Below are 25,586 nucleotides of genomic sequence, written 5' to 3' on the forward strand. Positions count from 1 at the left end.
GCTTTTATTTTACGGCTTAACGATAACGTTAGAATATATTTCTACAGTTTTTGAATTATATATTCCTATTTTTATTTCATTAATCTTGTCTAGTTCTAAGTTTTTAGCGTCGCTGTAAGTATACCAGTAACCATCAATAAATAGTGCTTGCTCAACCGTATCTTTGTTGAATGTAGAGCCGTCTTTCATGAAAACATGAGAGTACAACGCATATCCATTGTTAAACAATTTATTTATATCGCCTACTGTGCGATATAATATTTTCTTATCACCTGAAATTCTATCATGGAAAATACAAATACTTTCAAGTGTAACGCCATCAAAGATACGCTGCCCTACCTTAACATAATTACACTTACTTAACGCTGAATAATCGAACCCAATTTGTTTCTCTGTAATGGTGTTCACACCAAAATGGTAAAGCATGTACGGGTTTTGAAAAACTGGATATCCGTCAGTGTTTTTTAGTAGTCTTGGGAAGTAATAATTAGGTATTACAGGGTCTTTGCTACCATTAGAAATTTGATCAGCTAACATCTCCATTCTTATCTTTTCTTGCTTCCAGGTGCTTAGAACAGAATGAGTGAAGAATGTGTATGATGGAATAAAGTAAACGATACAGAACAGTAAAGCCACACCAGGAGCGACTAACCTTGCAATATTGGAATCATTTTCATCAAACCCAAAGATGATAAAAGATGTGGCTATCAGGAGCATGAAAAGCGATCCAATATATGCTCTCGCTGGCATGTATGGAGACGCGAGGAAGGCGGCATTGCACATAAGAGCAGCGATAAAAAACACAGCGGCAGCAACAAACGGTTTGCGGTCCTTGATTCCAATGATTGCGTGGCATAGGACCATAAAAATGATTACTAGGTAGACCTGCCAAAATCCTGTAAGAGAGTCAGGCATTCTCGTAAACAACTGAAGATCCAGCTTGCCTAAAAACGACAAAGAATGCCAGTCAGTAAAGACGAGTGAACGCTTGGCGGAGCCAGGGCTAAGAAGAAGAGCCGCCGCTCCAGCCAATAACCCTATCAGGTATGGGTAAGATACATTTAATTTTCTTGTGTATACCAGATAGCCAACTGTAAGGAGAATAAGAACTACAGATGTGTTTTCATTTGAGCAACCCGCGAGAAACCCCATTGCTAATGCGAGTGGTAATTTCCATGCTGCCATTTTCTCTTTCTGAAGCGCAACAATTACCATGAATAATGAGACATACATGGACGTCCATAGGTAGTTAGCAGATCCAACGAACCAGAATGATGTTTCGCCAAGTGCAGGGTTTGCTATCCACATGAGAGTGAAAATTACTACCATCCCCATAGGGTATAGTTTGAATTTTCCGCGCAATACTGCACATGGAAGGGAAGAAATCAGCATGGCTATTGCAGTGAAAGCCATAGCGTTAAGGCTCATATATACCGTATGGCTGGCATATTTCATCATGTAAGCGCTGAATATGTTTGTGACTATTCGCCCGCTCCACTCTTTATAATGCCCAAGCTGGTCATGCAAATTAGCAATGGCCATATAAAAATAATCGTCAGATAGGTGCGGGACGTGCAGACTCGGAATTAGCACCAGAACGAAAATAGCTGTAATTGTTAATATTGATGAGACCTTCATCTTCATTTTGTGTCCTTTCTCTTAATCAAGTATCTAGGTCGCATTTTGACCTCATTATAAATCCTTCCAGTGTACTCCCCTAGCACTCCTATCCCTATCAACTGGACTCCACCAAGGAAAAGTATTGAAACTATCAGGGAGGGGTAACCACGAACTGCATTGCCAAACGCAACGGTGTCGATAATCATCCATGCCCCGTAAATGAAAGCAACACTGGCGACAAATAGACCTATATAAGTCCAAATGCGCAGTGGGAAAGTAGAAAAACTGGTAATTCCCTCAAGAGCGAGGTTCCACAGCTTCCATCCATTGAATTTTGTGCTTCCGGCAACGCGTTCTGCGCGGGCATATTCGACTACGTCAGTGGTTCCACCGACCCAGCTTAATACCCCTTTCATAAACAGGTTTCGCTCAGGCATGAGCTTAATGTTTTCCACCACCTCGCGAGACATAAGGCGGAAATCACCCACGTTTTCCTCTATCTGCGGGTTGCTAATTTTGTTGTGCAGTTTGTAGAACCATTCAGCTGTTTTTCTCTTGAGCCTGCCATCAGTAGATCGGTCAGAGCGCTTTGCCAGTACCATATCGGCCCCTGACTGCCACTTTTCTATTAAATGCGGAATGACTTCAATGGGGTCTTGCAGATCTACATCAATCGGGATGATTGCGTCGCCAGAGGCGTGATCGAGGCCAGCGAAGAGAGCTGGCTCCTTGCCAAAGTTCCTGGTGAATGACAGAGATATTACGAGCGGATCTGCAATGGAGATAGCGCTTATGATTGATTCAGTGGCATCCTTGCTTCCGTCATTGATAAAGACTATCTCTACTTCATGTTGTTTGAGTGCATCAAACTCCCGAACGGTTTTATAGAAGATTGGAATAGCTTCCTCTTCATTAAATACCGGAACGACCAGAGAAATTTTCATTTCGCATCCCTAAATACAATGAACTTTGAATATATGAATCCGCATACCAGGCTGATCGCGGAGAACACGATTAACGTGATGAGTGGTGCCAGGCCAGACTTATCAGCAGTCCAGCCCACTATTGCGCTCAGAGCTCCCATGAACCCAACATAAAGCATGTATCGCATAGTCGTTGTTGATGATTTGAATGTGAATCTGGCATTTGCGAAGAAGCTGAACGATACAGCCACAACAAACCCGGCAAGGTTACCGAGCGCCTGATCTGTATTAAATGCGTAGAGGCAGATGGCAAACACAGCCCAATGTATGAGCGTGTTGACAACACCTATCGATGTGTACCTGGCGAATAACTTTAACATTATAGAAATCAGTGAATTCGGAAAGGTCTGAAGTGTAGCACCACAAACGCTATTGATCGACACCGCCGATCATTACTACTGTATTAATATGGGTCTTCCCTTGTTGTGGTGGCTGAAGGCATGATAATGGTGTATTTAATCGCCAGAGGTCACCGCCATGGACGAAAAGTCCCTCTACGCTCATATTCTCAACCTGTCCGATCCGTGGCAGGTAAAGTCCCTTTCTCTCGATGAAAATGCCGGTTCTGTTACTGTCACTATTGAGATCGCTGAAAACACCCGGCTAGCCTGTCCGACCTGCGGTAAATCCTGTTCTGTTCACGATCACCGTCATCGTAAATGGCGCCATCTTGATACCTGCCAGTTCACCACTATTGTTGAAGCCGATGTTCCACGAATTATGTGTCCGGAGCATGGCTGCCTGACGTTGCCTGTTCCGTGGGCTGGCCCCGGAAGCCGGTATACGTTGCTATTCGAATCGTTCGTTCTCTCATGGCTGAAAATCAGCACCGTTGATGCTGTCAGGAAGCAACTTAAGCTCAGTTGGAATGCGGTTGACGGCATTATGACCCGGGCAGTTAAGCGAGGTCTTGCCCGGATAAAAAAGCCATTATCCGCCCGTCATATGAATGTGGATGAGGTCGCCTTTAAAAAAGGACATCGTTACATAACGGTGATCTCCGATCGCGATGGTCGGGCGCTGGCCTTAACGGATGATCGCGGCACAGAGAGTCTTGCCGGCTATCTTCGCACGCTCACTGATGGGCAGTTGCTGGCTATCAAAACGCTCTCAATGGACATGAACGCGGGCTATATAAGAGCAGCGCGTATCCACTTACCCAGTGCGGTTGAGAAAATCGCCTTTGACCGCTTCCATGTGGCGAAGCAACTGGGCGAGGTAGTTGATAAAACCCGTCAGAATGAACATCCGCACCTCCCTGTTGAAAGCCGACACCAGGCAAAAGGAACCCGCTTCCTGTGGCAGTACAGCGATAAGTGGATGACCGAATCCCGGCAGGAAAAGCTGATGTGGCTGCGTGCACAGATGAAGCTGACGAGCCAGTGCTGGGCGCTGAAAGAGCTGGCAAAGGATATCTGGAACAGGCCATGGAGCGAGGAAAGACGGAGTGACTGGCAGAGATGGTTGGCGCTGGCGGCTAACAGTGACGTTCCCATGATGAAAAATGCCGCGAAAACGATAGGAAAAAGGCTGTACGGGATCCTGAATGCGATGCGACACAGTGTCTCAAACGGAAATGCGGAGGCACTTAACAGCAAGATCAGGCTGCTGAGGATAAAAGCCAGGGGATACCGAAACCGGGAGCGCTTTAAACTGGGGGTGATGTTCCACTACGGAAAGCTGAATATGGCGTTCTGAGCCTTCCCACCATGATCGGGGAAGACCCATTAATATACAGCATCTATCGGAGATTAGTTATGGGATTCCCGAGTCCGGCTGCTGATTACGTTGAGAGCCGACTTTCGCTTGATGAGGCGCTTATCCAGAAACCAGCCGCCACGTACTACATGCGTGCTGGTGAGACTATCTACAGGTGCGGCATCATGAAGGATGCGCTGCTTGTGATTGATTCGTCGCTTAAGCCGTGTGACGGCTCGCTGCTTATCTGTGACTGCAACGGTGAGTTTAAAGTAAAGAGGTATCGCAGATACCCGCATCCGCATCTGGAGAATGTGGCGAACGGGAGAAAGGAAAGGTTACCAGGCAACGACGAGGGCATCAGCGGAGCGCTACCAATCTTCGGAGTGATCACGTACATCATCAACGATGCGCGGACAGGAGAGTTTGATGATTGCCCGGTGATGTGAAGGAAACTACACAGCTATACCATGAGGCATGGCTGTGTACTCTCTGTGTCACAGTTGTGTCATGCATGGATGAATCAGAAGGAAACGAGACTTCAAGTAACGACACGTAATGACACAAACGCGGTGCGAGCGCGGAAAAACTAATGATATTACAGTGCGTTAAATGGCACTCTACGTTCTTCTAAGCCGTAGGTCGTAGGTTCGAATCCTACAGGGCGTGCCATTAACCCTCCGGCACTCAGCCGTTCCTGACCAGCCTGAATCGTGTTTTCATTACCTTTAATAACTGGCCTTCCAGGGTCATACGACACATTGACTTTTCCCCCAGCTTACTTGCCGGGGGAGAGCGCCATTAGTGCCCTGTAACGGCCGCGGCGGCGACCGGATGGTCAGCGTTAGCGACCACGGTTGCACGGGCGACGGGATGATAACTACCGTCTGTTGCGGCTGCGACGGCGACAGGGTGATCGGCAGATACCACCGCCGTGGTGCGGGCGACAGGATGGTTACCTTCACCGGTGGCCGCCGCAACGGCAACAGGATGATCGGCGGAGGCGACGGCAGTGGCACGGGCTACCGGATGATTTGCAAATGCAGAAAATGATGCCGCAGTGAAAGCCAGAGCGAGAATGACTTTTTTCATAATATAACTCCTGATGTTTTCCCTGTATGGACAGGGACCATTATTTTAATAACGATGATTGGTACTTATTGAGAATTGTGCAATGGATATTGCTTCGTCTGTATCAAATACTCTGACAATGTATCTGGAAAACACGTTATTGGTAATTGAAGTCAATATACCTTTCCAGTTTTAAATTGTTTATTTTTAAATTTATGGTCGTTTTGTGTAAAAATAAATTATTTGCCTGGTAAAGCATATTTAGCTAAAGGAGAGGATTTTTCGCCGGGCAGAATAGTGTCACCTTCAATGTATAAGAAAGGCTTAAAATGAAAAAATATTTACTCATCGCGTTGAGCTTTCTGGCTATCACCAGTCCGGCGAGTTACGCTGGCATCCGATCGCTGGTGGAGGATGGCACGGTTCTGCAGAGCCAAATTATTACGCATACCCGAGAAGGGTATCATCCGCTGCGTACCTTAACCGCGGGCACGATTGGTGGCGTAGTGGGTCACCAGTTCGGTAACGGCAAAGGGAAAACCGCCATGACGGTAGCCGGTGCAACAGCCGGGGCGGCGGCTTCTCATAACCGGCAGTCTAACGAATTGGCAGCACAGGAAGTGAAGTTACTTATCAAGACTCAATCCGGGCAGACTATTCAGGTGGTACAGCACAATAATGGTTTGACATTTAACCCTGGCGACAAAGTTCGTATCATCACAACGGGTTCTAATACCACCGTGGAAAAATCATACTAAGCACATTATTATGATTACAAAAATGAAATACCGTGGTTTTCACGTCTGTTATAAAAATAACGATACACGATACCTGGAAATACTGGACGATATATTGTCCTGTAATGTAAAACGACTCAGCGTTCAGATGGTATTTAAAAGCCTTCCGCATACCCACGTCTCTTTACTGAATACCCCCTATGGACAGTTTGTATTAAAGATTTACTCCCCCAGGAAAAAAAGGATAGAAAAATTTTTCAAATCGTTTTTTACGCCCAACCCCAACGAAAATTTGATTGAGCGGATCGACTATGCTGGCAGGCAAGGTCATACCTTCCCGAATGATTTTTATCTCCTGGCTGAACGCCGGATTTTCAGATTCGCAAAAATCTCGCTCATGTTGTTTGAGTATGTCCCCGGTCCGGAGTTACGCGTTCTTCCCGCGATCACGCCGGACATAAAGCGTGAAATCCGACACAGTATGCAGAAAATGCACAATCTGAAAATCATTTCCGGGGATGCGCACGGCGGGAACTTCATCCTGAGTGAAAAAGGAATAAGGATCATCGATCTGTCCGGGAAGCGTTGTAACGCGAAAAGGATTGTTGAAGACAACGTGACGGCCAGCCTGCGCATTGGTATTCCCATTGAATCCCACCGGCGTTGGGAAAAACGCCTGATCGCAAAAAAAATCAGACGACACCATAAAATCGTCCAGAGGAAGTATCTGGCGCGTTCAAATACCGCTTAAACCCTTTATTCATGCAGGACAACAGCCTGTTATAAAAGAATTTTCCCTGGTATATGGCATTTTCGCCAATCCTCTACCATGCTCATTACACCTCACCGTTTCGCGTGGGGGCTTTTCGTAGTTGCTCATTAATCTTAAGGAAAAAGTTTATGAAAAAAACGACTGCTATTTTGTTGGGCACCGCGTTTCTGTTTACCACCAACGCCTTTGCGGCTGAAATGATGACAAAAAACGAATTCGAAAAAGTTGAGTCTCAGTACGAAAAAATCGGTACCGTGAGCACGGCTAACGAAGTCTCTGTCGACGATGCGAAAAAAGAGCTGGTCGAAAAGGCCGATAAAGAAGGTGCTGATGTGCTGGTGCTGACTTCCGGTAATACAAACAACAAAATTCACGGCACCGCCGATATTTACAAGAAAAAATAACGCTTTAGCAACCACCCCTTTCTGGGGTGGTTGTGCGCCGTACTTCTCCCCCACATCGTTTTTAACCTCTTCTCGCGCAGTGCTCCTCGTTGACGCTTGATTACGTATACATAATGCGTATAGTTCTCATTTGCATTTCATATGATAAATACTAAGGCCCGACAACGGACCATTTTTGCGCGCACGTTAAGAGCTCATTATGAACAACACCACAATGCACAAAACGCTGCTGGCGATTGCCATTGGCGCGGTTACACACTCCGCCTTTGCGGCGGAAGAGAAAAAAGAGGACACCATCGTGGTCCAGTCCACGGCGGGGAGTGATTTCAAACCCGGCGGTGACCAACTGCTTCCGGCCTTCCTCGACGGCCAGGTGGCTAACGGCGGACGTATGGGGATGCTCGGGCAGCAGAACGCCATGGACGTGCCGTTCAACATCATTAGCTACACCTCGAAGCTGGTGGAAGATCAGCAGGCGAAAACCATTGCTGACGTGGTCGCTAACGACGCGGGCGTGCAGTTCGTTCAGGGGTACGGCAACAGCGCGGAAACCTTCCGTATCCGCGGCCTGAAGTTTGACGGCGACGATATGACCTTTGGCGGATTGTCCGGCGTACTGCCGCGTCAGGTGGTGGATGCCCAGATGGTTGACCGCATCGAGATCTTCAAAGGGGCCAACTCCCTGATGAACGGCGCGGCCAGCTCGGGCGTGGGCGGGATGATTAACCTTGAGCCAAAACACGCGGGCGACATCCCGCAGGCGAAAGTGGGCGTCGACTACACCTCGGATTCCCAGATTGGCACCACGCTGGATGCGGGGCGTCGCTTTGGCGATAACGACCAGTTCGGCGCGCGGGTGAACCTTGTGCATCGTGAAGGCGAAACCGGCGTGCCGAACGACCGCCGCCGCACCACGCTGCTCTCCACCGGTCTGGATTACAAAGGTGACCGTTTCCGCACCTCGCTGGACCTGGGCTATCAGAAAAAAACCTTCCACGGCAGCCCGACCAGCGTCAACATCTCGGCGGTGGACTTCGTGCCTGAACCACCGAAGAACGATCGCAACTTCTCGCAGAAGTGGGCCTACAGCGATATCGAAGACGAATTCGGCATGTGGCGCAGCGAGTACGACATCACCGATAGCTGGACGGCCTATACCGGCCTCGGCGCACAGCACGCGCACGAAGAGGGGATCTACAGCGCCCCGAAGCTGATGGATAAAAGCGGTAATGCGACGGTCAGCCGCCTTGATACCAACCGCATCAGCGATTCCGTCAGCGGCATGGCGGGCATTCGCGGTAACTTCATGACCGGCTTCGTCTCGCACAAGGTGAATGTCGGGTATTCGGCGATGACCAAAAACGAAAAAATCGCGTGGAAAATGTCTGCCGCGGCGGATAACCCAACCACCAACATCTACCACAACAACGGCGTTGCTATGCCGGACAGCAGCAACTTCAGCGGCTCAGGCGGCAAATACAGCGATCCGCTGACCAGTGGGCGCACCCGCACGCAGGGCTGGCTGTTGAGCGATACCCTGGGCGTGCTGGACGACAAACTGCTGTTTACCGCAGGCGCACGCCATCAGAAAGTGGTGATTCGCGGGTACAACAAAATTACCGGTGCGGAAAACGACGCGGACGGTTTTGACGGTAGCCGCTGGATGCCAACCTACGGCGTGGTCTATAAGCCGTGGGAGGAAATTTCCCTCTACGCCAACCACACCGAGGCGTTACAGCCCGGTGAAACCGCGCCTCGCTCAGCAAACAACTACGGCCAGAGCACCGGTATCGTGCACTCTAAGCAGAACGAAGTGGGTGTAAAGGCGGACTTTGGCCGCGTGGGCGGCTCCCTGGCACTGTTTGAGATCAAAATGCCGTCGGCCATCCTCGACGACAGCGGCCACTACGGCCTGGACGCTGAACAGCGTAACCGTGGCGTGGAGCTGAACGTTTTCGGCGAGCCAATGCTTGGGATGCGTCTGAACGCCAGCGCCACCTGGCTTCAGGCCGAGCTGACCAAAACTAAAAACGGCGTGAACCAGGGGAACGACGCGATCGGTATTCCGAACTTCTACGCCGTGCTGGGCGCAGAATACGATATCAAGCCGATTGAGGGCCTGACGGCGACCGCGCGCGTTAACCACTCCGGCACGCAGTATGCTGACCTGGCGAATACCAAAAAGCTGGACAGCTACACCACGCTGGATCTGGGCATGCGCTATCGCTTCGCGGTGAACCACAATGAAAACCAGATGACCGTGCGCGCAGGCATCGACAACGTGACCAACGAGAACTACTGGTCAAGCGTTGATGATTCCGGTACTTACATCACTCAGGGCGAGCCGCGTACCTTTAAGGTCTCGGTTGGCTACGAGTTCTAAGCGTTCCACCTCGTTATCCGGGGCAGGGACGCCCCAATCCCTTCGTTGTCGTGTTATAAAATTGTAATAAAAGCTTCTTACACTGGTCGCCACATCCTTACCTCTTGGCCAATGACAGGAAGCCGCTATGGGCAGACCCCTCAAATCCGTATTTAAAAAAGAACATCGCGACGATATCAGTAACCGCAGCGCTAACCCGGTATTCTCCGAGGTGGCAGAGGTGTTCCTCTCCCGCCGCCGTTTTCTCCAGATGGGGGCCGTAGCGGGGGCAGCCGTATCATTCCCGTATCTGATCACACCCGAGAATGCGATTGCCGCGGTCTCAAAACCGTCCGCGCTGGCAAAAGCGGTTTCCCTGGGCTTTACCAGCATCGACGTCTCCACGGAAGATACGGTCAGGGTGCCGGAAGGTTATATTGCCCGCCCGTTCTATCGCTGGGGCGATCCGACAGGCATCAAAAACAACATGCCGGCGTTTAAACCGGACGCCAGCAATACCACAGACGAACAGGCCGTGCAGGCGGGCATGCACCACGACGGCATGGCGTGGTTTAGCCTGCCGCAGGGGGGGCAAAGCCCGGAGCATGGCCTGCTGGCGCTGAACCATGAATACATCGACAACGGAATGCTGTTTACGGACGGTACGGCGAACTGGAGCCTCGACAAAGCCCGCAAGGGGCAGAACGCGATGGGCGTGTCGGTGGTGGAAGTGAAAAAAACGGGCAGCGGCTGGGAGGTGGTGCGTCCGTCTTCGTTCGCCCGCCGTATTACCGTCAATACGCCGATGCAGCTTACCGGCCCGGCGCGGCATCAGGACTTAATGAAAACCGCCGCCGATCCGCAGGGGGAACGCGTTCTGGGCACCATGCAGAACTGCGCCAACGGCCACACGCCGTGGGGGACCTATCTCACCTGCGAGGAGAACTGGTCGGACATATTTGTGAAAAAAGCCGATCTCAACCCGCTGGAAAAACGCTACGGCATTAGCGACAGCGATGAATCATACCGCTGGAACGAGGTGGATGAGCGGTTCAGCGTCGATAAAACCCCTAACGAACCCAACCGTTTCGGCTGGGTCGTGGAAATCGATCCCTACAACCCGACCTCCGCCCCGCGCAAGCACACCGCGCTGGGCCGCTTCAAGCATGAGGGGGCAGCCGTCACGCTCGCCGCCGATAATCGCGTGGTGGTTTATATGGGTGACGACCAAAAGTTTGAGTACATCTATAAATTTGTTTCGGATAAAAAATACGATCCCGCGAACCGTGAAGCCAATATGCAGCTGCTGACGTCCGGCACGCTGTACGTCGCCAGGTTCAACGAAAACGGCAGCGGCGACTGGCTGCCGCTTGTCTTCGGGCAAAATGGCCTGGATAAAAGCAACGGTTTTGCAAGCCAGGGCGATCTGCTGATTAAAACCCGTCTGGCGGCCGACGTGGTGGGGGCAACGAAGATGGATCGCCCCGAGTGGATAGCCGTCGATCCGCACGCCAGCGGCAGCGTCTACTGTACGCTCACCAACAACAGCGATCGCGGGAAAGAGGGCAAGGCACCGGTCGATGCTGCTAACCCGCGCGCCAACAACGTGTACGGGCATATTATGCACTGGCTCGAAGAGGGGGCCGATCCTGCCGCCGCACGCTTTAAGTGGGATATTCTGGTCATGGCCGGGCGCACCGGCGGCGACGATCCGAAGGCCAAAGGCTCGATGCAGGGCGCGGAATTTGGCAGCCCGGACGGCCTGTCGTTTGACCATCAGGGCGTCCTGTGGATCCAGACCGATGTCTCCTCCAGCACCATCAATAAGAAAGCGTACGAGGGGATGGGCAATAACCAAATGGTGGCTACCATTCCAGGCACCAACGAGTATCGCCGATTCCTGACCGGGCCGCGCGGGTGCGAAATCACCGGCATTGCATTTACGCCAGACAACCGGACGCTGTTTATCAACATTCAGCATCCGGGGGAGGGCGGGGATGATATTACCGACCCGGCCAACCCTCGCGCTGTTTCCAGCTGGCCAGACGCGAGTCCGAACGGGCGTCCGCGATCGTCAACGGTGGTGATCGTCAAAGCAGACGGCGGGATCATCGGGTCGTGACGTTTATCCGCCGGGCGCATGCGCTGGCCCGGCGTTAAGCTTGCTACCACCAGCATGAAGTGTTAAAACGTGCCCCTTCTAAAAAAGAGACAGGGGTAGGGCGTGAAAGACGCGTCATCCGCTTCAGGCCATGGTAGCGCTGAAGCTTCGTCGGATCAGAGTCCGACGCTGCAACGTGGTTTGCAAAATCGACATATTCAGTTAATTGCCCTTGGCGGCGCGATCGGTACCGGGCTGTTTCTCGGCATCGGCCCCGCCATTCAAATGGCTGGCCCGGCGGTTCTGCTGGGTTACGCTCTCGCGGGGATTATCGCCTTCCTGATCATGCGCCAGCTCGGCGAGATGGTTGTTGAAGAGCCGGTGTCCGGCTCCTTCGCGCATTTTGCCTATAAATACTGGGGTCCGTTCGCAGGCTTCCTCTCCGGCTGGAACTACTGGGTGATGTTCGTGCTGGTCGGGATGGCGGAGCTGACCGCCGCAGGCATCTATATGCAGTACTGGCTGCCGGATGTCCCGACGTGGATCTGGGCGGCGGCCTTCTTCATCATCATTAACGCCGTTAACCTTGTGAACGTGCGCCTGTATGGTGAGACCGAGTTCTGGTTTGCGCTGATCAAGGTGCTGGCGATTATCGGCATGATCGGCTTTGGCCTGTGGCTGCTGTTCTCCGGCCACGGCGGCGAGCGTGCATCGATCGACAACCTGTGGCAGCACGGCGGCTTCCTGGCGACCGGCTGGAAAGGGCTGATCCTCTCGCTGGCGGTCATTATGTTCTCCTTTGGCGGTCTGGAGCTGATTGGCATCACCGCTGCTGAAGCGCACGATCCGCACAAAAGCATTCCGAAAGCGGTCAACCAGGTGGTGTACCGTATCCTGCTGTTCTATATCGGCTCGCTGGTGGTGCTGCTGGCGCTCTATCCGTGGGTGGAAGTAAAATCTGACAGCAGCCCGTTCGTGATGATCTTCCATGACCTGAACAGCAACGTGGTGGCTTCCGCGCTGAACTTCGTCATTCTGGTGGCGTCTTTGTCGGTGTACAACAGCGGGGTTTACTCCAACAGCCGCATGCTGTTTGGCCTCTCCGTACAGGGCAACGCGCCGAAGTTCCTCACCCGCGTCAGCCGTCGCGGCGTGCCGATCAATTCGCTGTTCCTTTCCGGGGCTATCACCTCGCTGGTGGTGCTGATCAACTATCTGCTGCCGAAAGAGGCGTTTGGCCTGCTGATGGCGCTGGTTGTCGCCACGCTGCTGCTGAACTGGATCATGATCTGCCTGGCGCACCTGCGCTTTCGCGCCGCGATGCGCCGCAAGGGGCGCGAGACGCAGTTCAAGGCGCTGCTCTATCCGGCGGGGAACTACATCTGTATCGCCTTCCTCGGCCTGATTCTGGTGCTGATGTGCACCATGGATGAGATGCGCCTGTCAGCGATGCTGCTGCCGGTGTGGGTGGTGTTCCTGTTTGTTGCCTTTAAACTCTCTCGAAGGTAAAAGCAAAACGGCAACCTGGTTGCCGTTTTTAGTGTTTGCCCCCTCTCCCTGTGGGAGAGGGCCGGGGTGAGGGCACCAGACCGCACCAAACCAGACCGCACCACACTGCCTGCCTTCACGCCCGGCACCGCTGCGCTTACCGGGCCTACATGTTCGGGGACGTTATTTAGTAGGCCGGGTAAGGCGAAGCCGCCACCCGGCACCTCCCCTTCACCATTATCGTGACCCCTCTCCCAATTCTGTTTCGATCCACAGGATCTTTATTTTGTAATCGATTACTTTTCATTTGAGATAATTTGTAATCGATTACTTTTTCCGGGTGAGGCTTATCATGGTGTCAACTGAGAGTAGTGAAAAGGCGATAACGCAGCACCGGCTGCTGGTGCCGCGTCTGTCGCTGATGATGTTTCTACAATTTTTTATCTGGGGTAGCTGGTCGGTCACGCTTGGCCTGGTGATGACCCGGCACAACATGTCACTGCTGATTGGCGACGCGTTCTCAGCCGGGCCCATCGCCTCCATTCTTTCGCCGTTCGTGCTCGGGATGCTGGTGGACCGCTTCTTCGCTTCACAGAAGGTGATGGCGGTGATGCACCTCGCGGGCGCGGCGATCCTCTGGTTCGTGCCGGGGGCGCTTATTGCTGAGAACGGCGCGCTGCTGATTGGCCTTCTGTTTGGCTACACGCTCTGCTACATGCCAACGCTGGCGCTCACCAACAACATCGCGTTCCACAGCCTGGCAAACGTGGATAAAACTTTCCCGGTGGTGCGTGTGTTTGGCACCATCGGCTGGATCGTGGCGGGCATTTTTATCGGCGTCACCGGCGTGGCGTCCAGCGTGACCATCTTCCAGGTGGCGGCGGTCAGCTCCGTGCTGCTGGCGCTCTATAGCCTGACGCTGCCGCACACGCCAGCACCGGCGAAAGGCCTGCCTGTGAAGGTGCGCGATCTCTTCTGCGCGGACGCCTTCGCGCTGCTCAAAACCCGCCACTTCTTCGTCTTCTCCGTCTGCGCAATGCTGATCTCCGTCCCGCTCGGCACCTATTACGCCTACACCGCCTCGTATCTGGCGGATGCCGGCATTGCCGACGTCAGCACCGCCATGTCCTTCGGGCAGATGTCTGAGATCGTCTTCATGCTGGTTATTCCGCTGCTGTTCCGCCGCCTGGGCGTGAAATATATGCTGCTGATCGGCATGCTGGCGTGGTTCGTACGTTATGCCATGTTCGCGCTGGGCGTCAGCGAGGAGGGGCGCATTCTGCTGTATCTGGGCATTCTGCTGCACGGCGTCTGCTACGATTTCTTCTTTGTCGTCGGCTTTATCTACACCGACCGCGTGGCGGGCGAAAAGGTCAAAGGTCAGGCGCAGAGCATGATCGTGATGTTTACCTACGGCATCGGCATGCTGCTCGGCTCGCAGATTTCAGGGGCGCTTTACAACCGCCTGGTGGCAGGGCAGACCGTGCCGCAGGCGTGGGTCACATTCTGGTGGATCCCGGCGGTGGCTGCCGCGGCGATCGCGCTGATTTTCCTTCTCACGTTTAAGTATGACGATGACAAGGCGTAATGTTCTGGAGGTGGTATGAGGACAATGAAAGGACCGGGCATTTTTCTGTCGCAGTTTATTGGCGGGGAAGCGCCCTTCAACACGCTCGACGGGCTGGCAGAATGGGCGGCGTCGAAGGGTTACAAAGCGGTGCAGATCCCCTGCAACCATCCGCATATCTTTGATGTGGAGAAAGCCGCAGAGAGTCAGGCCTACTGCGACGACATCACCGCTAAGCTGGCCGCGCACGGGCTGGTCATCAGCGAGCTGTCGACCCATCTGGAAGGGCAGCTTGTGGCGGTGAACCCGGTTTACAGCGAGGCGTTTGACCACTTCGCACCCGCATCCGTGCGCGATAACGATGCGGCGCGTCAGACGTGGGCAACGGAAAAACTGAAGCAGGCGGCGGTCGCCTCGGCCCGATTAGGCCTGAAAGCGCACGCCACCTTCTCCGGCTCGCTGGCCTGGCCGTTTTTCTATCCGTGGCCGCCGCACAACGAGCAGCGTTTTCAGGAGGCGTTCGAGGCGCTGGCAACCCGCTGGCGGCCAATACTGGATACCTTCGACGAGCAGGGCGTGGACGTCTGCTTTGAGCTGCATCCGGGGGAAGATCTGCACGACGGCGTAACCTTCGAGCGTTTTCTGGCGCTGGTGGATAACCATCCGCGCTGCAACATTCTCTACGACCCGAGCCATATGCTGCTTCAGCAAATGGATTACCTGACCTTTATTGATCTCTACCATGCGCGCATTAAAGCGTTCCATGTCAAGGACGCGGAGTTCCGCCCCAGCGGGCGCAGCGGCGTCTACGGCGGCTACCAGCCGTGGATCAACCGCGCCGGACGTTTTCGCTCGCTGGGTGACGGGCAGATCGACTTTAAGGGCATCTTCAGCAAGCTGACCCAGTACGACTACGACGGCTGGGCGGTGCTGGAGTGGGAGTGCTGCCTGAAGGATGGCGATACTGGCGCGAGTGAAGGCAGCGAATTTATCCGCCGCCACATTATTCCCGTTTCCGGACGGGCGTTTGATGATTTCGCCGCAGGGGGCAGCCATGATTAACGTCGGGATTATCGGCAGCGGGTTTATTGGCCCGGCACACATCGAGGCGCTCAGGCGTCTCGGGTTTGTGCAGGTGGTCGCGCTCTGCGACGGTTCGCTCGTTAAGGCGCAGGAAAAGGCGCGCCAGCTAAATGTGCCGCATGCTTACGCCAGCGTGGAAGAACTGCTCGCGCACCCCAATCTGCATGCGGTGCACAACTGCACGCCGAACCACCTGCACGCGGAGATTAACCGCCAGATCCTGCGCGCGGGCAAGCACGTGTTTTCCGAAAAGCCGCTGTGCATGACGCCGGACGAGGCGCGCGAGCTGGTGGCGCTGGCAGAGCAGGCGGGCGTGGTGCATGGCGTGAGCTTTGTCTATCGTCAGTTTGCGATGGTGCGCCAGGCGGCGAGCATGATGCGCGCCGGCACCCTCGGGCGGCTGTTTGCCTCGCACGGCAGCTATTTACAGGACTGGATGCTGCTGGAAACCGACTACAACTGGAGGGTGGATGCCGCGCTCGGCGGCGCATCGCGGGCGGTGGCGGATATCGGCTCCCACTGGTGCGATACGGTGCAGTATGTCACCGGCAGGCGCATTACTGAGGTGATGGCTGATTTATCCATCGTCTGGCCGACGCGCAAGGCTAACGTGGCGGGCAGTCAGACGTTTACGCACGACGAACATGCTCACTATGAAGATAAACTGGTCACCACCGAGGACTTCGGCTCGGTGCTGTTGCGTTTTGACGACGGCAGCAAGGGCAGCTTTAGCGTCTCGCAGGTGAGCGCGGGGCGAAAAAACCGCCTGACCTTTGAAATTAACGGCAGCGAGCAGTCGGTGGCGTGGGATCAGGAAACCCCGCAGCAGCTGTGGATCGGCCATCGCGCCCGGGCAAACCAGACGCTCAGCGACGATCCGGGTTTGATGAACCGTGATGTGGCCGACAGCGCCCATTTCCCCGGCGGACACATTGAAGGCTGGCCGGATGCCTTTAAAAATATGATGGCGCAGTTTTACCGTGCCGTGCAGGCGGGAGCGATGCCGGATAAGCCGCAGTTTGCCACCTTCCACGATGGCGCCAGTGTGATGTATATCCTTGATGCGATTGTGAAAAGCCATCAGCAGCAGCGCTGGGTGCGTGTGGAATACTGACGCATTGCCCGGTTCGCCGGGCAACCAATTTATGGTAGCCTGCACAAAACGCTAACCGCAGGATGTATCGTCGCTATGTCAATTCAGAAAATCGCTCAACTGGCCGGGGTATCCGTGGCAACGGTCTCTCGCGTACTGAATAACAGCGATACCGTGAAGGCAAAAAACCGCGAGCGCGTTTTGCAGGCGATCCAGGAGAGTAACTACCAGCCCAATCTGCTGGCGCGTCAGCTGCGCACCGCCCGCAGCTATATGATCCTGGTGATGGTCTCGAACATCGCCAACCCGTTCTGTGCCGAAGTGGTGAAGGGCATCGAAGCCGAGGCGGAGAAAAACGGCTACCGCATTCTGCTGTGCAACTCCGGCTCGGATATTGAGCGCTCCCGCTCGGGCTTAAGCCTGCTCTCCGGCAAAATCGTCGATGGCATTATCACTATGGATGCGTTCTCGAAGCTGCCGGAGCTGGCCGCGCTGATTGGCAACGCGCCGTGGGTGCAGTGCGCCGAATACGCCGATGCGGGCGCGGTCTCCTGCGTGGGGATTAACGATGTTGATGCCTCCCAGCACGTTGTCAGCCAGCTTGCCGACGGGGGCCGCAAACGCATTGCGCTCATCAACCACGACCTCAGCTACAAATATGCCCGTTTGCGCGAACGCGGCTATAAGAGCGTCATACACCTGCGGGATCTTGACTATCAGGCGGTGGAGTACGCCAGTGAGCTCAGCTCCAGTGCGGGCATGGCGGCGATGCAAAATCTGTTAAAGGCAAACCCGCCGGATGCGGTGTTTGCCGTTTCCGATACGCTGGCGGCGGGGGCGCTGCGCGCCATTCAGCAGGCAGGGCTGCGGGTGCCAGAAGATATCGCGGTGGTGGGTTTTGACGGCACCGAGCTGGCGGAGATGATTTCTCTCACCACCATTGAACAACCGTCGCGGGATATCGGGCGCAAGGCGGTCAATCTGCTGTTAAATAAGATCGACAACCCGGATGCGCCCACGGAAAGGGTCATGATGGACTGGCGCTTTATTTCCCGCGCCAGCACCTGATTATCTGGCGATGACGCCAGCCAGCGAGCGAATATCGTTTCCGGTTGGCGACTGGTGAATACGCAGGCCAAATTCATCCACCACCGCGAAAATATGATCGAAGATGTCGGCCTGAATATCTTCGTATTCTGCCCAAATCACCGTGTTGGTAAAGGCATATATTTCAATCGGCAGCCCGTTGGCATCGGGCGCGAGCTGGCGCACCATCAGCGTCATATCTTTACGAATACGCGGGTGGTTACGCAGATATTCATTCAGATAGGCACGGAAGGTGCCGATATTGGTCATCTTGCGCAGGTTTAATACCGATTCCCCTTCGCCGTTCTGCTGATTCCACAGGTTAATTTCCTCATGACGCGCGGCCAGATACGGCTTCAGTAGTTTCGCCTGAATCAGTTTCTGCTGCTCCTGCTCATCGAGGAAATGAATGCTGGTGGTATCGATATTCAGGCTACGCTTGATGCGGCGACCACCGGAGGCTGACATGCCGCTCCAGTTGATGAACGCGTCGGACACCAGCGCCCAGGTCGGGATGGTGGTGATGGTGTTATCGAAGTTGCGCACTTTAACGGTGGTCAGGCCGATGTCGGTCACCGTGCCGTTGGCCCCGTATTTCGGCATCTCCAGCCAGTCCCCGAGCTTCAGCATGTCGTTGGCGGAGAGCTGAATACCGGCCACTAAGCCCAGTATCGGGTCTTTAAAGACCAGCATCAGAACGGCAGCCATCGCACCCAGGCCGCTTATCAGAATGGCGGGTGACTGACCGATCAGAAGGGAGATAATTAATATTCCCACCAGAATGGCGCTCACCAGCTTGATGCCCTGGAATATCCCCTTCAGCGGCAGCTGTGATGCGGTGGCCATTTTCTGCGACAGATTAAAAATCACATCCAGCAGCGAGAAGAAGGAGAGCAGGGCATAGACCATCACCCACAATTTTGCGCAGGTGGTGAGCATTTCCGCCGCTTCGCTGCCTTTTTGCAGCCACAGAACCGCCTGAACGTTGACGATTATCCCCTGGAGGGTAAACGCCAGACGGTGAAATAACTTGTTCTGCGTAATGATCTGCAACCATAAATGGCTGCTGGCCTGCGCGCGTTTTTCGAAGGCGCGCAGCACCACTTTGTGCAGAATAAAATGAACGATAATGGCTGTAAGAAAAATAATACCAAAGATAATCACTAAAGAGGTGGTGTGATTAATTTCAATCCCTAACTCTTCAACCTGAGCAATTAATTCCTGCATAACGTCTCCTGTATTGATGCAGCCCCATAATGGCGGCTGCGGATCTATTATGCAAATTCAGGCAGTTTTATTTTGTCGCCGGACAGGCCTTGACGACCGGCAAACACAGACGATGGCGCATACGCAGCGTGGCCACTGCCAGCACCCCCATCATGGCCGTTTCCACCATCAGGAAGACGTTGACTGCCTGGGTGTAATCTCCGTGATGATTTTGCAGCCCGTGCAGCAAAATCGCGCCGAAAATGGCCGGGCCAAGCCCCAGCGCAGCCTGTTGCAACGTGCTTAAAATCGCGCTCGCGGACCCCGCGTCGTCAGGCTGAATATCGCGCATCCCGATACGGTAGAAGCTGTTTACAATCAGCGCCTGCCCGTAACCCACCAGCCCGGTGGCCGGGGCCAACGTCAGCGCGGTATTCTGCATTCCCCAGTGACGGAACGTGGCGATCAGCGCCACCAGGCCGACAAGCTGAATCGCAAGCCCGGTCAGCAGGATGGCGCTGGTGCTGTAGCGGGCAATCAGGCGTGGGGCGAACCAGGCGGAAATAAAATAGGTGACGCCGAGCGCGATAAAGCTGTTCCCGGACTGCCACGGCGCCATCCCCAGACCGCTTTGCATGGTCAGCGCCATACAGAACATGAACCCGGACCAGACGCTGAAAAAGAGTATCCCAATCAGCACGCCAAAGCGGATGCTGCGCAACTGCAACAGGCGCGGCGCGATAAGCGGGTGGGCATTCTCACGCTCTTTCTTACGCGCGTTTAACACCATCAAAAAGCCCAGCGGCACAATCGCCAGCAGCGCGGCCTTCAGCGGCCACGACCAGTGCCATTGCGGGCCGAGCGCCATCGGGAACAGCAGACAGCACAGTATCGCCGTCAGCAGGATAGTCCCGGTCCAGTCAATGCGCGACGGCGTGTCGCGGCGGGTTTCCGGTACGTAGCGACGGCTCAACGCCAGCACCACCAGACAAATCGGCACGTTGATAAAGAAGGCGTTACGCCAGCCAAGCCCGGCGATGTCCGCCGACACCAGCCAGCCGCCACCCATCTGGCCAACGATAAACGCAATACCGCCGATACCGCCGAACAGACTGATCGCTTTGGCGTGTGCCGTTCCTTTTAACGTCACGTGCAACGTCGCGAGAATTTGCGGCATGATCAGCGCGGCGCCCGCGCCCTGGATGATGCGCGCGGCAAGCAACTGTTCGATATTGCCCGCTATGCCGCACAGCAGCGAGGCCAGGCCAAAACTCGCCACGCCCCACATAAACAAGCGACGGCGGCCAAGGTTATCGCCCAGCTTGCTGCCGGGGGCCAGGCAGACGGCAAAGGCCACGCCGTAGAGGGCGACGATCAGCTCCAGTTCGGTGGCGGTGGCGTGTAACGAATGGGTGATGGAATCCAGCGCCACGTTGGTGATCGAGGTATCAATCAGCGGCAGCATCTGGCCGGTTAATAGCAATATCAGGCCCGCACGACCCGGTGAAACAACTGACGTATTCATGGTGACTCCATTGCGTCAAACAGCGTAGAGTCGTAGCATCAACCATCTGATAAACGGGTACCAGTTCTTACTTATACTGGTACTGGCACTACCATGCAGGAGATGTTATGGCGCTGATGTCTGAACCTGTCACCTCTCTCCAGGATGACACCCGCAAGCAGCTGGGCGCGTTTTTGCGTGCCCGGCGCGAAAGCCTCGATCCGCAGCGGCTCGGCTTACCGCGCAGCGGCCGTCGCCGCACGCCGGGCCTGCGCCGGGAGGAGGTAGCGATGCTCGCGGATGTCGGTGTGACCTGGTACACCTGGCTGGAACAGGGCCGGGACGTCAATCCGTCCAGCGCGGTGATGGCCGCCATTGCAAAAGCGCTGCAATGCACCCCGACCGAAGCCCGGCATCTTTTTGTGCTTGCCGGTTTGCCGCCGGGCGAAGCCCCGCAGGCGGTGTGCTGTGAGGGGATCAGCGAAGGCACGCGTCGCCTGCTGGATACCCTGATGCCGAAGCCTGCCAGTATTCAGAAACCGAATTTCGATATCGTGGCGTGGAACGACAGCTTCGGACACCTGATGGGCGTCGATTTCAACGCTATCCCGCCGGAAGATCGCAACTGTATTTACCTGTTCCTCACCCATCCGGCGTGGCGCGCGCGGCTCGGCAAACGTGACGACGTGCTGCCGATTTTCGTCTCCTACTTCCGCGCGGCAATGGCCGAGCACCGTGGCGACCCGCTCTGGGAAGCGAAGCTGGCGCGTTTTTTTGCGGTGTCTGAGGAGTTCAAAACCCTGTGGCACCAGCGTAACGACGTGCGCGGCGTGGAGAACCAGCTCAAGCTGTTCACCCATCCCGAGCTGGGGGATTTTCATCTCCAGCAGATGTACTGGTACTCTGCGCCGCGAAACGGATCGCGGCTGCTGGTCTATTTACCGGTGGACGAGGCGGGTGAGAGGGCGATGGCATGGCTGGAGGCGCAGGGGAAATAATTTTTTGCGAGGGGCTTTCAGGGAATAAGAGCTGGCTCTGCTAAGCGGATGAGACAGGTATAAGGTGGCGTTTAACTTAAACCAACCGACTGAATCGACATCATTTCGATGAGGGATTAAGTCGACTATACTCACGCCATGAGAAACAACAAATGTCGCCACTGATGATTGATTCCGCAGACTTCAGCCAAAAACTCGGCCTTATCTCCCGAAACGTCGAACACACCGAAGCGTTCCTGGCACGAGGTACGGCGGATTTTCATCTGCCGGGGTTTCTGTTGCCTGTGGGATACCGGCTCCTGAAATCGCGTTATGGTGATGAATATCGTCTCGTGACCACCGATGACGGCAAACCTTATACGGCGTATGCCGTAAAGCTTAAATTTCATAAAGAAATTACCTTTCCCCACGGTGCCGCCACGCAGGTGATGGTGTGGCGTACGCCACGTGCCGTTCATCAACGCGTGATAAGCGGGTTGCCACAACTCTTTTTTCAGTGGGTGCTAAGCGAATACGACATCGTTGTCTCTGACAGCGAACAAACGGGAGACGGGCAACGGTTCTGGCTGCGCATGATCGACTGGGCGTTTACCATGAACTATCGCATTAGTGTGGCGGACGGTACGGTGGGAGAAGAGTGGACGTTAACGCCCGTAAATTCCTACGCTGAGCTGGAAGAGCGCTGGATTGCTTTTGCCTGGGGAAACGATCGTGAGGTCCATCCGCATCGCAGGCTTGTCATCAGTAAAGCGTAACGGGCCGCATGCAGCGGCCCATTTTCATTAGCATTCAGTCACAATCGTGCTCAGCGGCAGGCGAGACTTCGGCAGCGTGGCATTGAAATCCTCAACGCTGTGATGCCCAACCGGCACCACCACCAGGCTGGTGAAACCTTTCTCTTTCAGGCCGAACTCTTCGTCGAGGATTGCGGCATCGAAGCCTTCAATCGGCACTGCGTCCAGGCCCATCGCGGCCACGCCCAGCAGGAAGTTGCCGACGTTCAGGTAAACCTGCTTCGCCATCCACTGGTCGTCATCTTTCAGATCCACGCGGTGCATGTCGGCAAAATAGCAGCGGCCTTTGTGGTTCGCGGCTTTTGCTTCTGGCGTGGCGAAACGGCCGTCAGCCTCTTCCTGATCGACGACGCGCTCAAGCCAGGCATCGTCCATCGCGGTTTTCGCGCAGAACACCACCACGTGAGAGGCATCCAGCATTTTGCGTTCGTTAAACACATAGGTGCCCGCCGCGGATTTTGCCACGCGCGCTTTACCCTCTTCAGTGCTGGCAACAATAAAGTGCCACGGCTGGGAGTTGGTGCTGGACGGGCTGTATTGCAGCAGCGTTTTGATTTTTTCCGCTTCTTCTGCGGTCAGTTTTTTGGCTGGGTCGAACGCCTTGGTAGAGTGGCGTTTCAGGGCGACAGAAATAATATCCATAACAACTCCTGGTGATGAAATTCGCCCGCGGGCGGGCGTGAAAGGAAAGCAGATTACCGCGCGAAGCGGGAAAAGATAAGTGCGATTCGAGCGCTTATTCTGTTCGTCTCAGACGAACAATCAGGCTGGCCGAATCCACTTCTGATCTTTTTTCGGCAGTTTATCAACGACCAGATTCCACGAATCCGTAATCAGGTCGGTGACCAGTTCAGGCGTGATGTCGTCCGTGCCATAAAGGGAGATCCAGTGTTTTTTATTCAGATGGTAGCCAGGCTCCACGCCACGGTAGATCTGCTGATTGAGCAGCGATTTTTCCGGATCGGATTTCAGGCTGACGTGGGCCCGACCGTGAGCGGTCGCCATCAGCATAAAAATTTTCCCGCCCACCTTAAACACGTCATACTCCGGGCCAAACGGCCAGCAATGTTCGGTAAAAGGCATCTCCAGCGCGACGCGTCTGGCATGTTCCTGCAAGGCTTTACTGTCCATGGCTCTCTTCCTCAGCAAGCCCGCGCCACATGGCTTCAAAGCCCAGCGCTTTAAAATCGACGGCACGGGACGGATCGCGCGCGGCAAACTCCATGGTGGTTTCAGCCAGCGATAAGAATATTGCATCACCGAAGGTCTTAAACTCGTCAGACATAAACACCGGGCGCACCGAGCGGTGACACAGTTCGTGTATTTCCGGGAACATGTCTTTCACCGCCTGCTCGGTTTCAATGTTCAGCTTTTCACTGACGCCAATCTGGCGGATAGCCGCATGCGCCAGGGGGTTACGAATGCCCCAGTCCACATAGCTATTCCAGATATTACGGGTATGCTCTTTTGGCTGGGTGATGGTGCGATCGAGGTTCGCCAGCATGGTCTGGCAAAGATCCTGCTTCAGATGCAGATAGAGGGCATTCAGCAGATCGTCTTTGGTAGCAAAGTAGCGAAACAGTGTCCCTTCAGCGACGCCCGCATTACGGGCAATTAACGCCGTTGAGGCGGCAATACCTGACTGCGCAAACGCAGCCGTTGCTGCTTCCAGTAAGGCCTGTTTTTTATCTTCACTCTTCGGACGTGCCACTAAATTTTTCCTCCCGTCAATTGTAAAAACCCTGATTGAAACACGTGCTTTGCCACGCTGCAACGCGGAATGTCAAAGATCGAAAACCTTCTTGACGGCGTAATCATCCTATCTATAATGAGTGCTTACTCACTCATAATCAAGTTCAACCCGCGCAAACTATCGGACAGGGCGCGTTGGCGGGTCAGGATAATGAAAAAGCCTCTATTCATCTGCGTGGTGTTAGTTATGATTATTGCTTCAGCTGCCAGTTTACCGTTTGTACTGAATGCCGGATTTGGCCAGCCACCGCAGGGTGCGCAGCTCTCTGAAGTGGAGGCCTCTCCGCACTATCGCGACGGGCAATTCCATAACACGCTCCCTACGCCGGGCTTTACCGGGCAACAAAATATGCTGGTGGCGTGGTGGCAGTTTCTTACCCGTAAAACCGAAAACGCCCGTCCTGCGCAGCCGCTGCCGCTGGTGAAAACCGATCTGGCGAGCCTGTCGCCTGAGCAGGACACGCTGGTGTGGCTCGGCCACTCCTCCTGGTATATGCAGCTGGCGGGGCAACGAATCCTGATCGATCCGGTTCTGAGTAACTACGCCGCACCGTTCTCCTTCCTCAATAAAGCCTTTGCGGGGGAGTACCCGTGGCGTGCGGAGAGCATGCCGGAGATCGACCTGCTGATTATCTCCCACGATCACTATGACCATCTGGATTACGCCACCATCAAGGCGCTGCTGCCGAAGGTTAAGCGCGTGGTCACCCCGCTGGGCGTGGGTTCGCATCTGCGCTACTGGGGGATGAACCCTGAGATTATCGACGAGCGGGACTGGAACCAGTCGGTACGTATCAGCGATGCGCTGACGGTTCACGTGTTGCCTGCGCGCCATTTTTCCGGGCGCGGCATTAAGCGTAACCAGACCCTGTGGGGCAGCTTTATGTTTGTCTCTCCGGAGCAGAAGGTCTACTACAGCGGAGACTCCGGTTATGGCCCGCACTTCAAAGCGATTGGCGAGCAGTTTGGCGGAGTTGACTTAGCCATTATGGAAAACGGCCAGTACGACCAGGACTGGAAGTACATTCATATGCATCCGGCGGAAACGGCGCAGGCCTCGGCAGATCTCAATGCCAGAGCGGTCGTACCGGGACATAACGGGCGTTTTGTGCTGGCGAAACATACCTGGAACGATCCACTGATCCAGCTGGCGAAAGCCAGTAAGGATAAAAACTACCGGCTGCTGACACCGGAGCTGGGCGAGCCCGTGCGGGTGAGTGATACCACGCAACAATTTCGCGAGTGGTGGGAATAATGTTTAAGCGAG

The 25,586-nt window shown here is 54.5% G+C and carries 24 protein-coding genes and 1 tRNA gene; 16 read left to right on the forward strand and 9 right to left on the reverse strand.

What is annotated here, in order from left to right:
* Window positions 1-9: 9 nt before the first annotated feature.
* Genes ACQG2Q_RS05790 through ACQG2Q_RS05800 form a run of 3 tightly spaced genes read right to left on the reverse strand, consistent with a single transcriptional unit; the run spans window position 10 to window position 2,923 of the window.
* On the reverse strand, window positions 10-1,644 hold the full coding sequence (locus ACQG2Q_RS05790) for a DUF6056 family protein (protein WP_063201257.1): 1,635 nt from the start codon (window positions 1,642-1,644) through the stop codon (window positions 10-12).
* The gene (locus ACQG2Q_RS05795) at window positions 1,641-2,564 is read right to left on the reverse strand and encodes a glycosyltransferase family 2 protein (protein ID WP_063201254.1); all 924 of its coding nucleotides are present in this window, start codon (window positions 2,562-2,564) and stop codon (window positions 1,641-1,643) included. The genes ACQG2Q_RS05790 and ACQG2Q_RS05795 overlap by 4 nt, the downstream gene beginning before the upstream one ends.
* A complete protein-coding gene (locus tag ACQG2Q_RS05800; protein ID WP_063201251.1) occupies window positions 2,561-2,923 on the reverse strand; it encodes a GtrA family protein in 363 nt (120 codons plus the stop codon). The genes ACQG2Q_RS05795 and ACQG2Q_RS05800 overlap by 4 nt, the downstream gene beginning before the upstream one ends.
* A 157-nt stretch (window positions 2,924-3,080) precedes the next feature.
* Here ACQG2Q_RS05800 and ACQG2Q_RS05805 point away from each other — a divergent pair, with 157 nt between their 5' ends.
* From ACQG2Q_RS05805 to ACQG2Q_RS05815, 3 genes are all read left to right on the forward strand, one after another.
* Complete coding sequence (locus tag ACQG2Q_RS05805; protein ID WP_000343760.1) at window positions 3,081-4,301, forward strand: ISL3-like element ISKox3 family transposase; 1,221 nt, start codon at window positions 3,081-3,083, stop codon at window positions 4,299-4,301.
* 59 nt (window positions 4,302-4,360) lie between these two features.
* Window positions 4,361-4,750 (forward strand): S24 family peptidase, encoded by a 390-nt coding sequence (locus tag ACQG2Q_RS05810; RefSeq protein ID WP_063201248.1) that lies wholly within the window; start codon window positions 4,361-4,363, stop codon window positions 4,748-4,750.
* Between the two features lie 156 nt (window positions 4,751-4,906).
* A tRNA-Ser gene (locus tag ACQG2Q_RS05815) sits at window positions 4,907-4,973 on the forward strand.
* Between the two features lie 129 nt (window positions 4,974-5,102).
* Here ACQG2Q_RS05815 and ACQG2Q_RS05820 read toward each other — a convergent pair.
* Window positions 5,103-5,393: a hypothetical protein gene (locus ACQG2Q_RS05820; protein WP_022647314.1), complete on the reverse strand. Its 291-nt coding sequence runs from the start codon at window positions 5,391-5,393 to the stop codon at window positions 5,103-5,105.
* Between the two features lie 308 nt (window positions 5,394-5,701).
* Here ACQG2Q_RS05820 and ACQG2Q_RS05825 point away from each other — a divergent pair, with 308 nt between their 5' ends.
* The 10 genes from ACQG2Q_RS05825 (at window position 5,702) to ACQG2Q_RS05870 (ending at window position 18,047) form a co-directional block, all read left to right on the forward strand.
* Window positions 5,702-6,130, forward strand: a complete 429-nt coding sequence (locus ACQG2Q_RS05825) for a glycine zipper 2TM domain-containing protein (RefSeq protein ID WP_022647316.1) — start codon at window positions 5,702-5,704, stop codon at window positions 6,128-6,130.
* A 10-nt stretch (window positions 6,131-6,140) separates the two neighbouring features.
* Window positions 6,141-6,860 carry a lipopolysaccharide core heptose(II) kinase RfaY gene (locus tag ACQG2Q_RS05830; RefSeq protein ID WP_023305620.1) on the forward strand — a complete coding sequence of 240 codons (720 nt, stop codon included), beginning with the start codon at window positions 6,141-6,143 and terminating at the stop codon, window positions 6,858-6,860.
* 149 nt (window positions 6,861-7,009) lie between these two features.
* A complete protein-coding gene (yahO, locus tag ACQG2Q_RS05835; protein ID WP_022647318.1) occupies window positions 7,010-7,285 on the forward strand; it encodes a DUF1471 family periplasmic protein YahO in 276 nt (91 codons plus the stop codon).
* A gap of 199 nt (window positions 7,286-7,484) precedes the next feature.
* Window positions 7,485-9,668, forward strand: coding sequence for a TonB-dependent receptor (locus tag ACQG2Q_RS05840; RefSeq protein ID WP_063849508.1), 2,184 nt, complete (start codon window positions 7,485-7,487; stop codon window positions 9,666-9,668).
* Between the two features lie 127 nt (window positions 9,669-9,795).
* Window positions 9,796-11,769, forward strand: coding sequence for a PhoX family protein (locus ACQG2Q_RS05845; RefSeq protein ID WP_063849509.1), 1,974 nt, complete (start codon window positions 9,796-9,798; stop codon window positions 11,767-11,769).
* A gap of 102 nt (window positions 11,770-11,871) precedes the next feature.
* Complete coding sequence (gene pheP, locus ACQG2Q_RS05850) at window positions 11,872-13,257, forward strand: phenylalanine transporter (protein ID WP_063849510.1); 1,386 nt, start codon at window positions 11,872-11,874, stop codon at window positions 13,255-13,257.
* 331 nt (window positions 13,258-13,588) lie between these two features.
* Complete coding sequence (locus ACQG2Q_RS05855; protein WP_023299501.1) at window positions 13,589-14,824, forward strand: MFS transporter; 1,236 nt, start codon at window positions 13,589-13,591, stop codon at window positions 14,822-14,824.
* 15 nt (window positions 14,825-14,839) lie between these two features.
* Window positions 14,840-15,865: a sugar phosphate isomerase/epimerase family protein gene (locus tag ACQG2Q_RS05860; RefSeq protein ID WP_063849511.1), complete on the forward strand. Its 1,026-nt coding sequence runs from the start codon at window positions 14,840-14,842 to the stop codon at window positions 15,863-15,865.
* The gene (locus ACQG2Q_RS05865; protein WP_032670955.1) at window positions 15,858-17,000 is read left to right on the forward strand and encodes a Gfo/Idh/MocA family protein; all 1,143 of its coding nucleotides are present in this window, start codon (window positions 15,858-15,860) and stop codon (window positions 16,998-17,000) included. The genes ACQG2Q_RS05860 and ACQG2Q_RS05865 overlap by 8 nt, the downstream gene beginning before the upstream one ends.
* Window positions 17,001-17,075: 75 nt before the next feature.
* Window positions 17,076-18,047, forward strand: a complete 972-nt coding sequence (locus tag ACQG2Q_RS05870) for a LacI family DNA-binding transcriptional regulator (protein ID WP_023299504.1) — start codon at window positions 17,076-17,078, stop codon at window positions 18,045-18,047.
* Here ACQG2Q_RS05870 and ACQG2Q_RS05875 read toward each other — a convergent pair whose 3' ends face one another.
* The gene (locus tag ACQG2Q_RS05875; RefSeq protein ID WP_022647326.1) at window positions 18,048-19,292 is read right to left on the reverse strand and encodes a mechanosensitive ion channel family protein; all 1,245 of its coding nucleotides are present in this window, start codon (window positions 19,290-19,292) and stop codon (window positions 18,048-18,050) included.
* 67 nt (window positions 19,293-19,359) lie between these two features.
* Entirely contained in the window at window positions 19,360-20,796 is a 1,437-nt protein-coding gene (locus tag ACQG2Q_RS05880) for an MFS transporter (RefSeq protein WP_063849512.1), read from the reverse strand.
* A gap of 107 nt (window positions 20,797-20,903) precedes the next feature.
* Here ACQG2Q_RS05880 and ACQG2Q_RS05885 point away from each other — a divergent pair, with 107 nt between their 5' ends.
* The gene (locus ACQG2Q_RS05885) at window positions 20,904-21,773 is read left to right on the forward strand and encodes a helix-turn-helix transcriptional regulator (protein ID WP_022647328.1); all 870 of its coding nucleotides are present in this window, start codon (window positions 20,904-20,906) and stop codon (window positions 21,771-21,773) included.
* Window positions 21,774-21,925: 152 nt separating this feature from the next.
* Window positions 21,926-22,528, forward strand: coding sequence for a hypothetical protein (locus ACQG2Q_RS05890; protein WP_023299508.1), 603 nt, complete (start codon window positions 21,926-21,928; stop codon window positions 22,526-22,528).
* A 27-nt stretch (window positions 22,529-22,555) separates the two neighbouring features.
* Here the strand turns inward: ACQG2Q_RS05890 and nfsB are convergent, their stop codons facing one another.
* The 3 genes from nfsB to ACQG2Q_RS05905 all read right to left on the reverse strand — a co-directional run bounded on the left by nfsB (window position 22,556) and on the right by ACQG2Q_RS05905 (window position 24,278).
* Window positions 22,556-23,209, reverse strand: coding sequence for an oxygen-insensitive NAD(P)H nitroreductase (nfsB, locus tag ACQG2Q_RS05895; protein ID WP_003858884.1), 654 nt, complete (start codon window positions 23,207-23,209; stop codon window positions 22,556-22,558).
* 120 nt (window positions 23,210-23,329) lie between these two features.
* Window positions 23,330-23,698, reverse strand: coding sequence for an MmcQ/YjbR family DNA-binding protein (locus ACQG2Q_RS05900; RefSeq protein ID WP_022647330.1), 369 nt, complete (start codon window positions 23,696-23,698; stop codon window positions 23,330-23,332).
* On the reverse strand, window positions 23,688-24,278 hold the full coding sequence (locus tag ACQG2Q_RS05905; protein ID WP_023299509.1) for a TetR/AcrR family transcriptional regulator: 591 nt from the start codon (window positions 24,276-24,278) through the stop codon (window positions 23,688-23,690). The genes ACQG2Q_RS05900 and ACQG2Q_RS05905 overlap by 11 nt, the downstream gene beginning before the upstream one ends.
* A gap of 192 nt (window positions 24,279-24,470) precedes the next feature.
* Between ACQG2Q_RS05905 and ACQG2Q_RS05910 the strand changes: the two genes are divergently transcribed.
* Window positions 24,471-25,574, forward strand: coding sequence for a RomA family MBL fold metallo-hydrolase (locus ACQG2Q_RS05910; RefSeq protein ID WP_022647332.1), 1,104 nt, complete (start codon window positions 24,471-24,473; stop codon window positions 25,572-25,574).
* Window positions 25,575-25,586: the final 12 nt, after the last annotated feature.

Origin of the sequence: Enterobacter cloacae complex sp. 370H10, from assembly GCF_050031535.1 — a bacterium.
GTDB lineage: Bacteria > Pseudomonadota > Gammaproteobacteria > Enterobacterales > Enterobacteriaceae > Enterobacter > Enterobacter intestinihominis.

What these genes read in the sequence shown, in the direction of transcription:
- ACQG2Q_RS05790 (WP_063201257.1), bottom strand. Translation starts at nt 1,644, where the DNA reads ATGAAGATGAAGGTCTCATCAATATTAACAATTACAGCTATTTTCGTT.
- ACQG2Q_RS05795 (WP_063201254.1), bottom strand. Translation starts at nt 2,564, where the DNA reads ATGAAAATTTCTCTGGTCGTTCCGGTATTTAATGAAGAGGAAGCTATT.
- ACQG2Q_RS05800 (WP_063201251.1), bottom strand. Translation starts at nt 2,923, where the DNA reads ATGTTAAAGTTATTCGCCAGGTACACATCGATAGGTGTTGTCAACACG.
- ACQG2Q_RS05805 (WP_000343760.1), top strand. Translation starts at nt 3,081, where the DNA reads ATGGACGAAAAGTCCCTCTACGCTCATATTCTCAACCTGTCCGATCCG.
- ACQG2Q_RS05810 (WP_063201248.1), top strand. Translation starts at nt 4,361, where the DNA reads ATGGGATTCCCGAGTCCGGCTGCTGATTACGTTGAGAGCCGACTTTCG.
- ACQG2Q_RS05820 (WP_022647314.1), bottom strand. Translation starts at nt 5,393, where the DNA reads ATGAAAAAAGTCATTCTCGCTCTGGCTTTCACTGCGGCATCATTTTCT.
- ACQG2Q_RS05825 (WP_022647316.1), top strand. Translation starts at nt 5,702, where the DNA reads ATGAAAAAATATTTACTCATCGCGTTGAGCTTTCTGGCTATCACCAGT.
- ACQG2Q_RS05830 (WP_023305620.1), top strand. Translation starts at nt 6,141, where the DNA reads ATGATTACAAAAATGAAATACCGTGGTTTTCACGTCTGTTATAAAAAT.
- yahO (WP_022647318.1), top strand. Translation starts at nt 7,010, where the DNA reads ATGAAAAAAACGACTGCTATTTTGTTGGGCACCGCGTTTCTGTTTACC.
- ACQG2Q_RS05840 (WP_063849508.1), top strand. Translation starts at nt 7,485, where the DNA reads ATGAACAACACCACAATGCACAAAACGCTGCTGGCGATTGCCATTGGC.
- ACQG2Q_RS05845 (WP_063849509.1), top strand. Translation starts at nt 9,796, where the DNA reads ATGGGCAGACCCCTCAAATCCGTATTTAAAAAAGAACATCGCGACGAT.
- ACQG2Q_RS05855 (WP_023299501.1), top strand. Translation starts at nt 13,589, where the DNA reads ATGGTGTCAACTGAGAGTAGTGAAAAGGCGATAACGCAGCACCGGCTG.
- ACQG2Q_RS05860 (WP_063849511.1), top strand. Translation starts at nt 14,840, where the DNA reads ATGAGGACAATGAAAGGACCGGGCATTTTTCTGTCGCAGTTTATTGGC.
- ACQG2Q_RS05865 (WP_032670955.1), top strand. Translation starts at nt 15,858, where the DNA reads ATGATTAACGTCGGGATTATCGGCAGCGGGTTTATTGGCCCGGCACAC.
- ACQG2Q_RS05870 (WP_023299504.1), top strand. Translation starts at nt 17,076, where the DNA reads ATGTCAATTCAGAAAATCGCTCAACTGGCCGGGGTATCCGTGGCAACG.
- ACQG2Q_RS05875 (WP_022647326.1), bottom strand. Translation starts at nt 19,292, where the DNA reads ATGCAGGAATTAATTGCTCAGGTTGAAGAGTTAGGGATTGAAATTAAT.
- ACQG2Q_RS05880 (WP_063849512.1), bottom strand. Translation starts at nt 20,796, where the DNA reads ATGAATACGTCAGTTGTTTCACCGGGTCGTGCGGGCCTGATATTGCTA.
- ACQG2Q_RS05885 (WP_022647328.1), top strand. Translation starts at nt 20,904, where the DNA reads ATGGCGCTGATGTCTGAACCTGTCACCTCTCTCCAGGATGACACCCGC.
- ACQG2Q_RS05890 (WP_023299508.1), top strand. Translation starts at nt 21,926, where the DNA reads ATGTCGCCACTGATGATTGATTCCGCAGACTTCAGCCAAAAACTCGGC.
- nfsB (WP_003858884.1), bottom strand. Translation starts at nt 23,209, where the DNA reads ATGGATATTATTTCTGTCGCCCTGAAACGCCACTCTACCAAGGCGTTC.
- ACQG2Q_RS05900 (WP_022647330.1), bottom strand. Translation starts at nt 23,698, where the DNA reads ATGGACAGTAAAGCCTTGCAGGAACATGCCAGACGCGTCGCGCTGGAG.
- ACQG2Q_RS05910 (WP_022647332.1), top strand. Translation starts at nt 24,471, where the DNA reads ATGAAAAAGCCTCTATTCATCTGCGTGGTGTTAGTTATGATTATTGCT.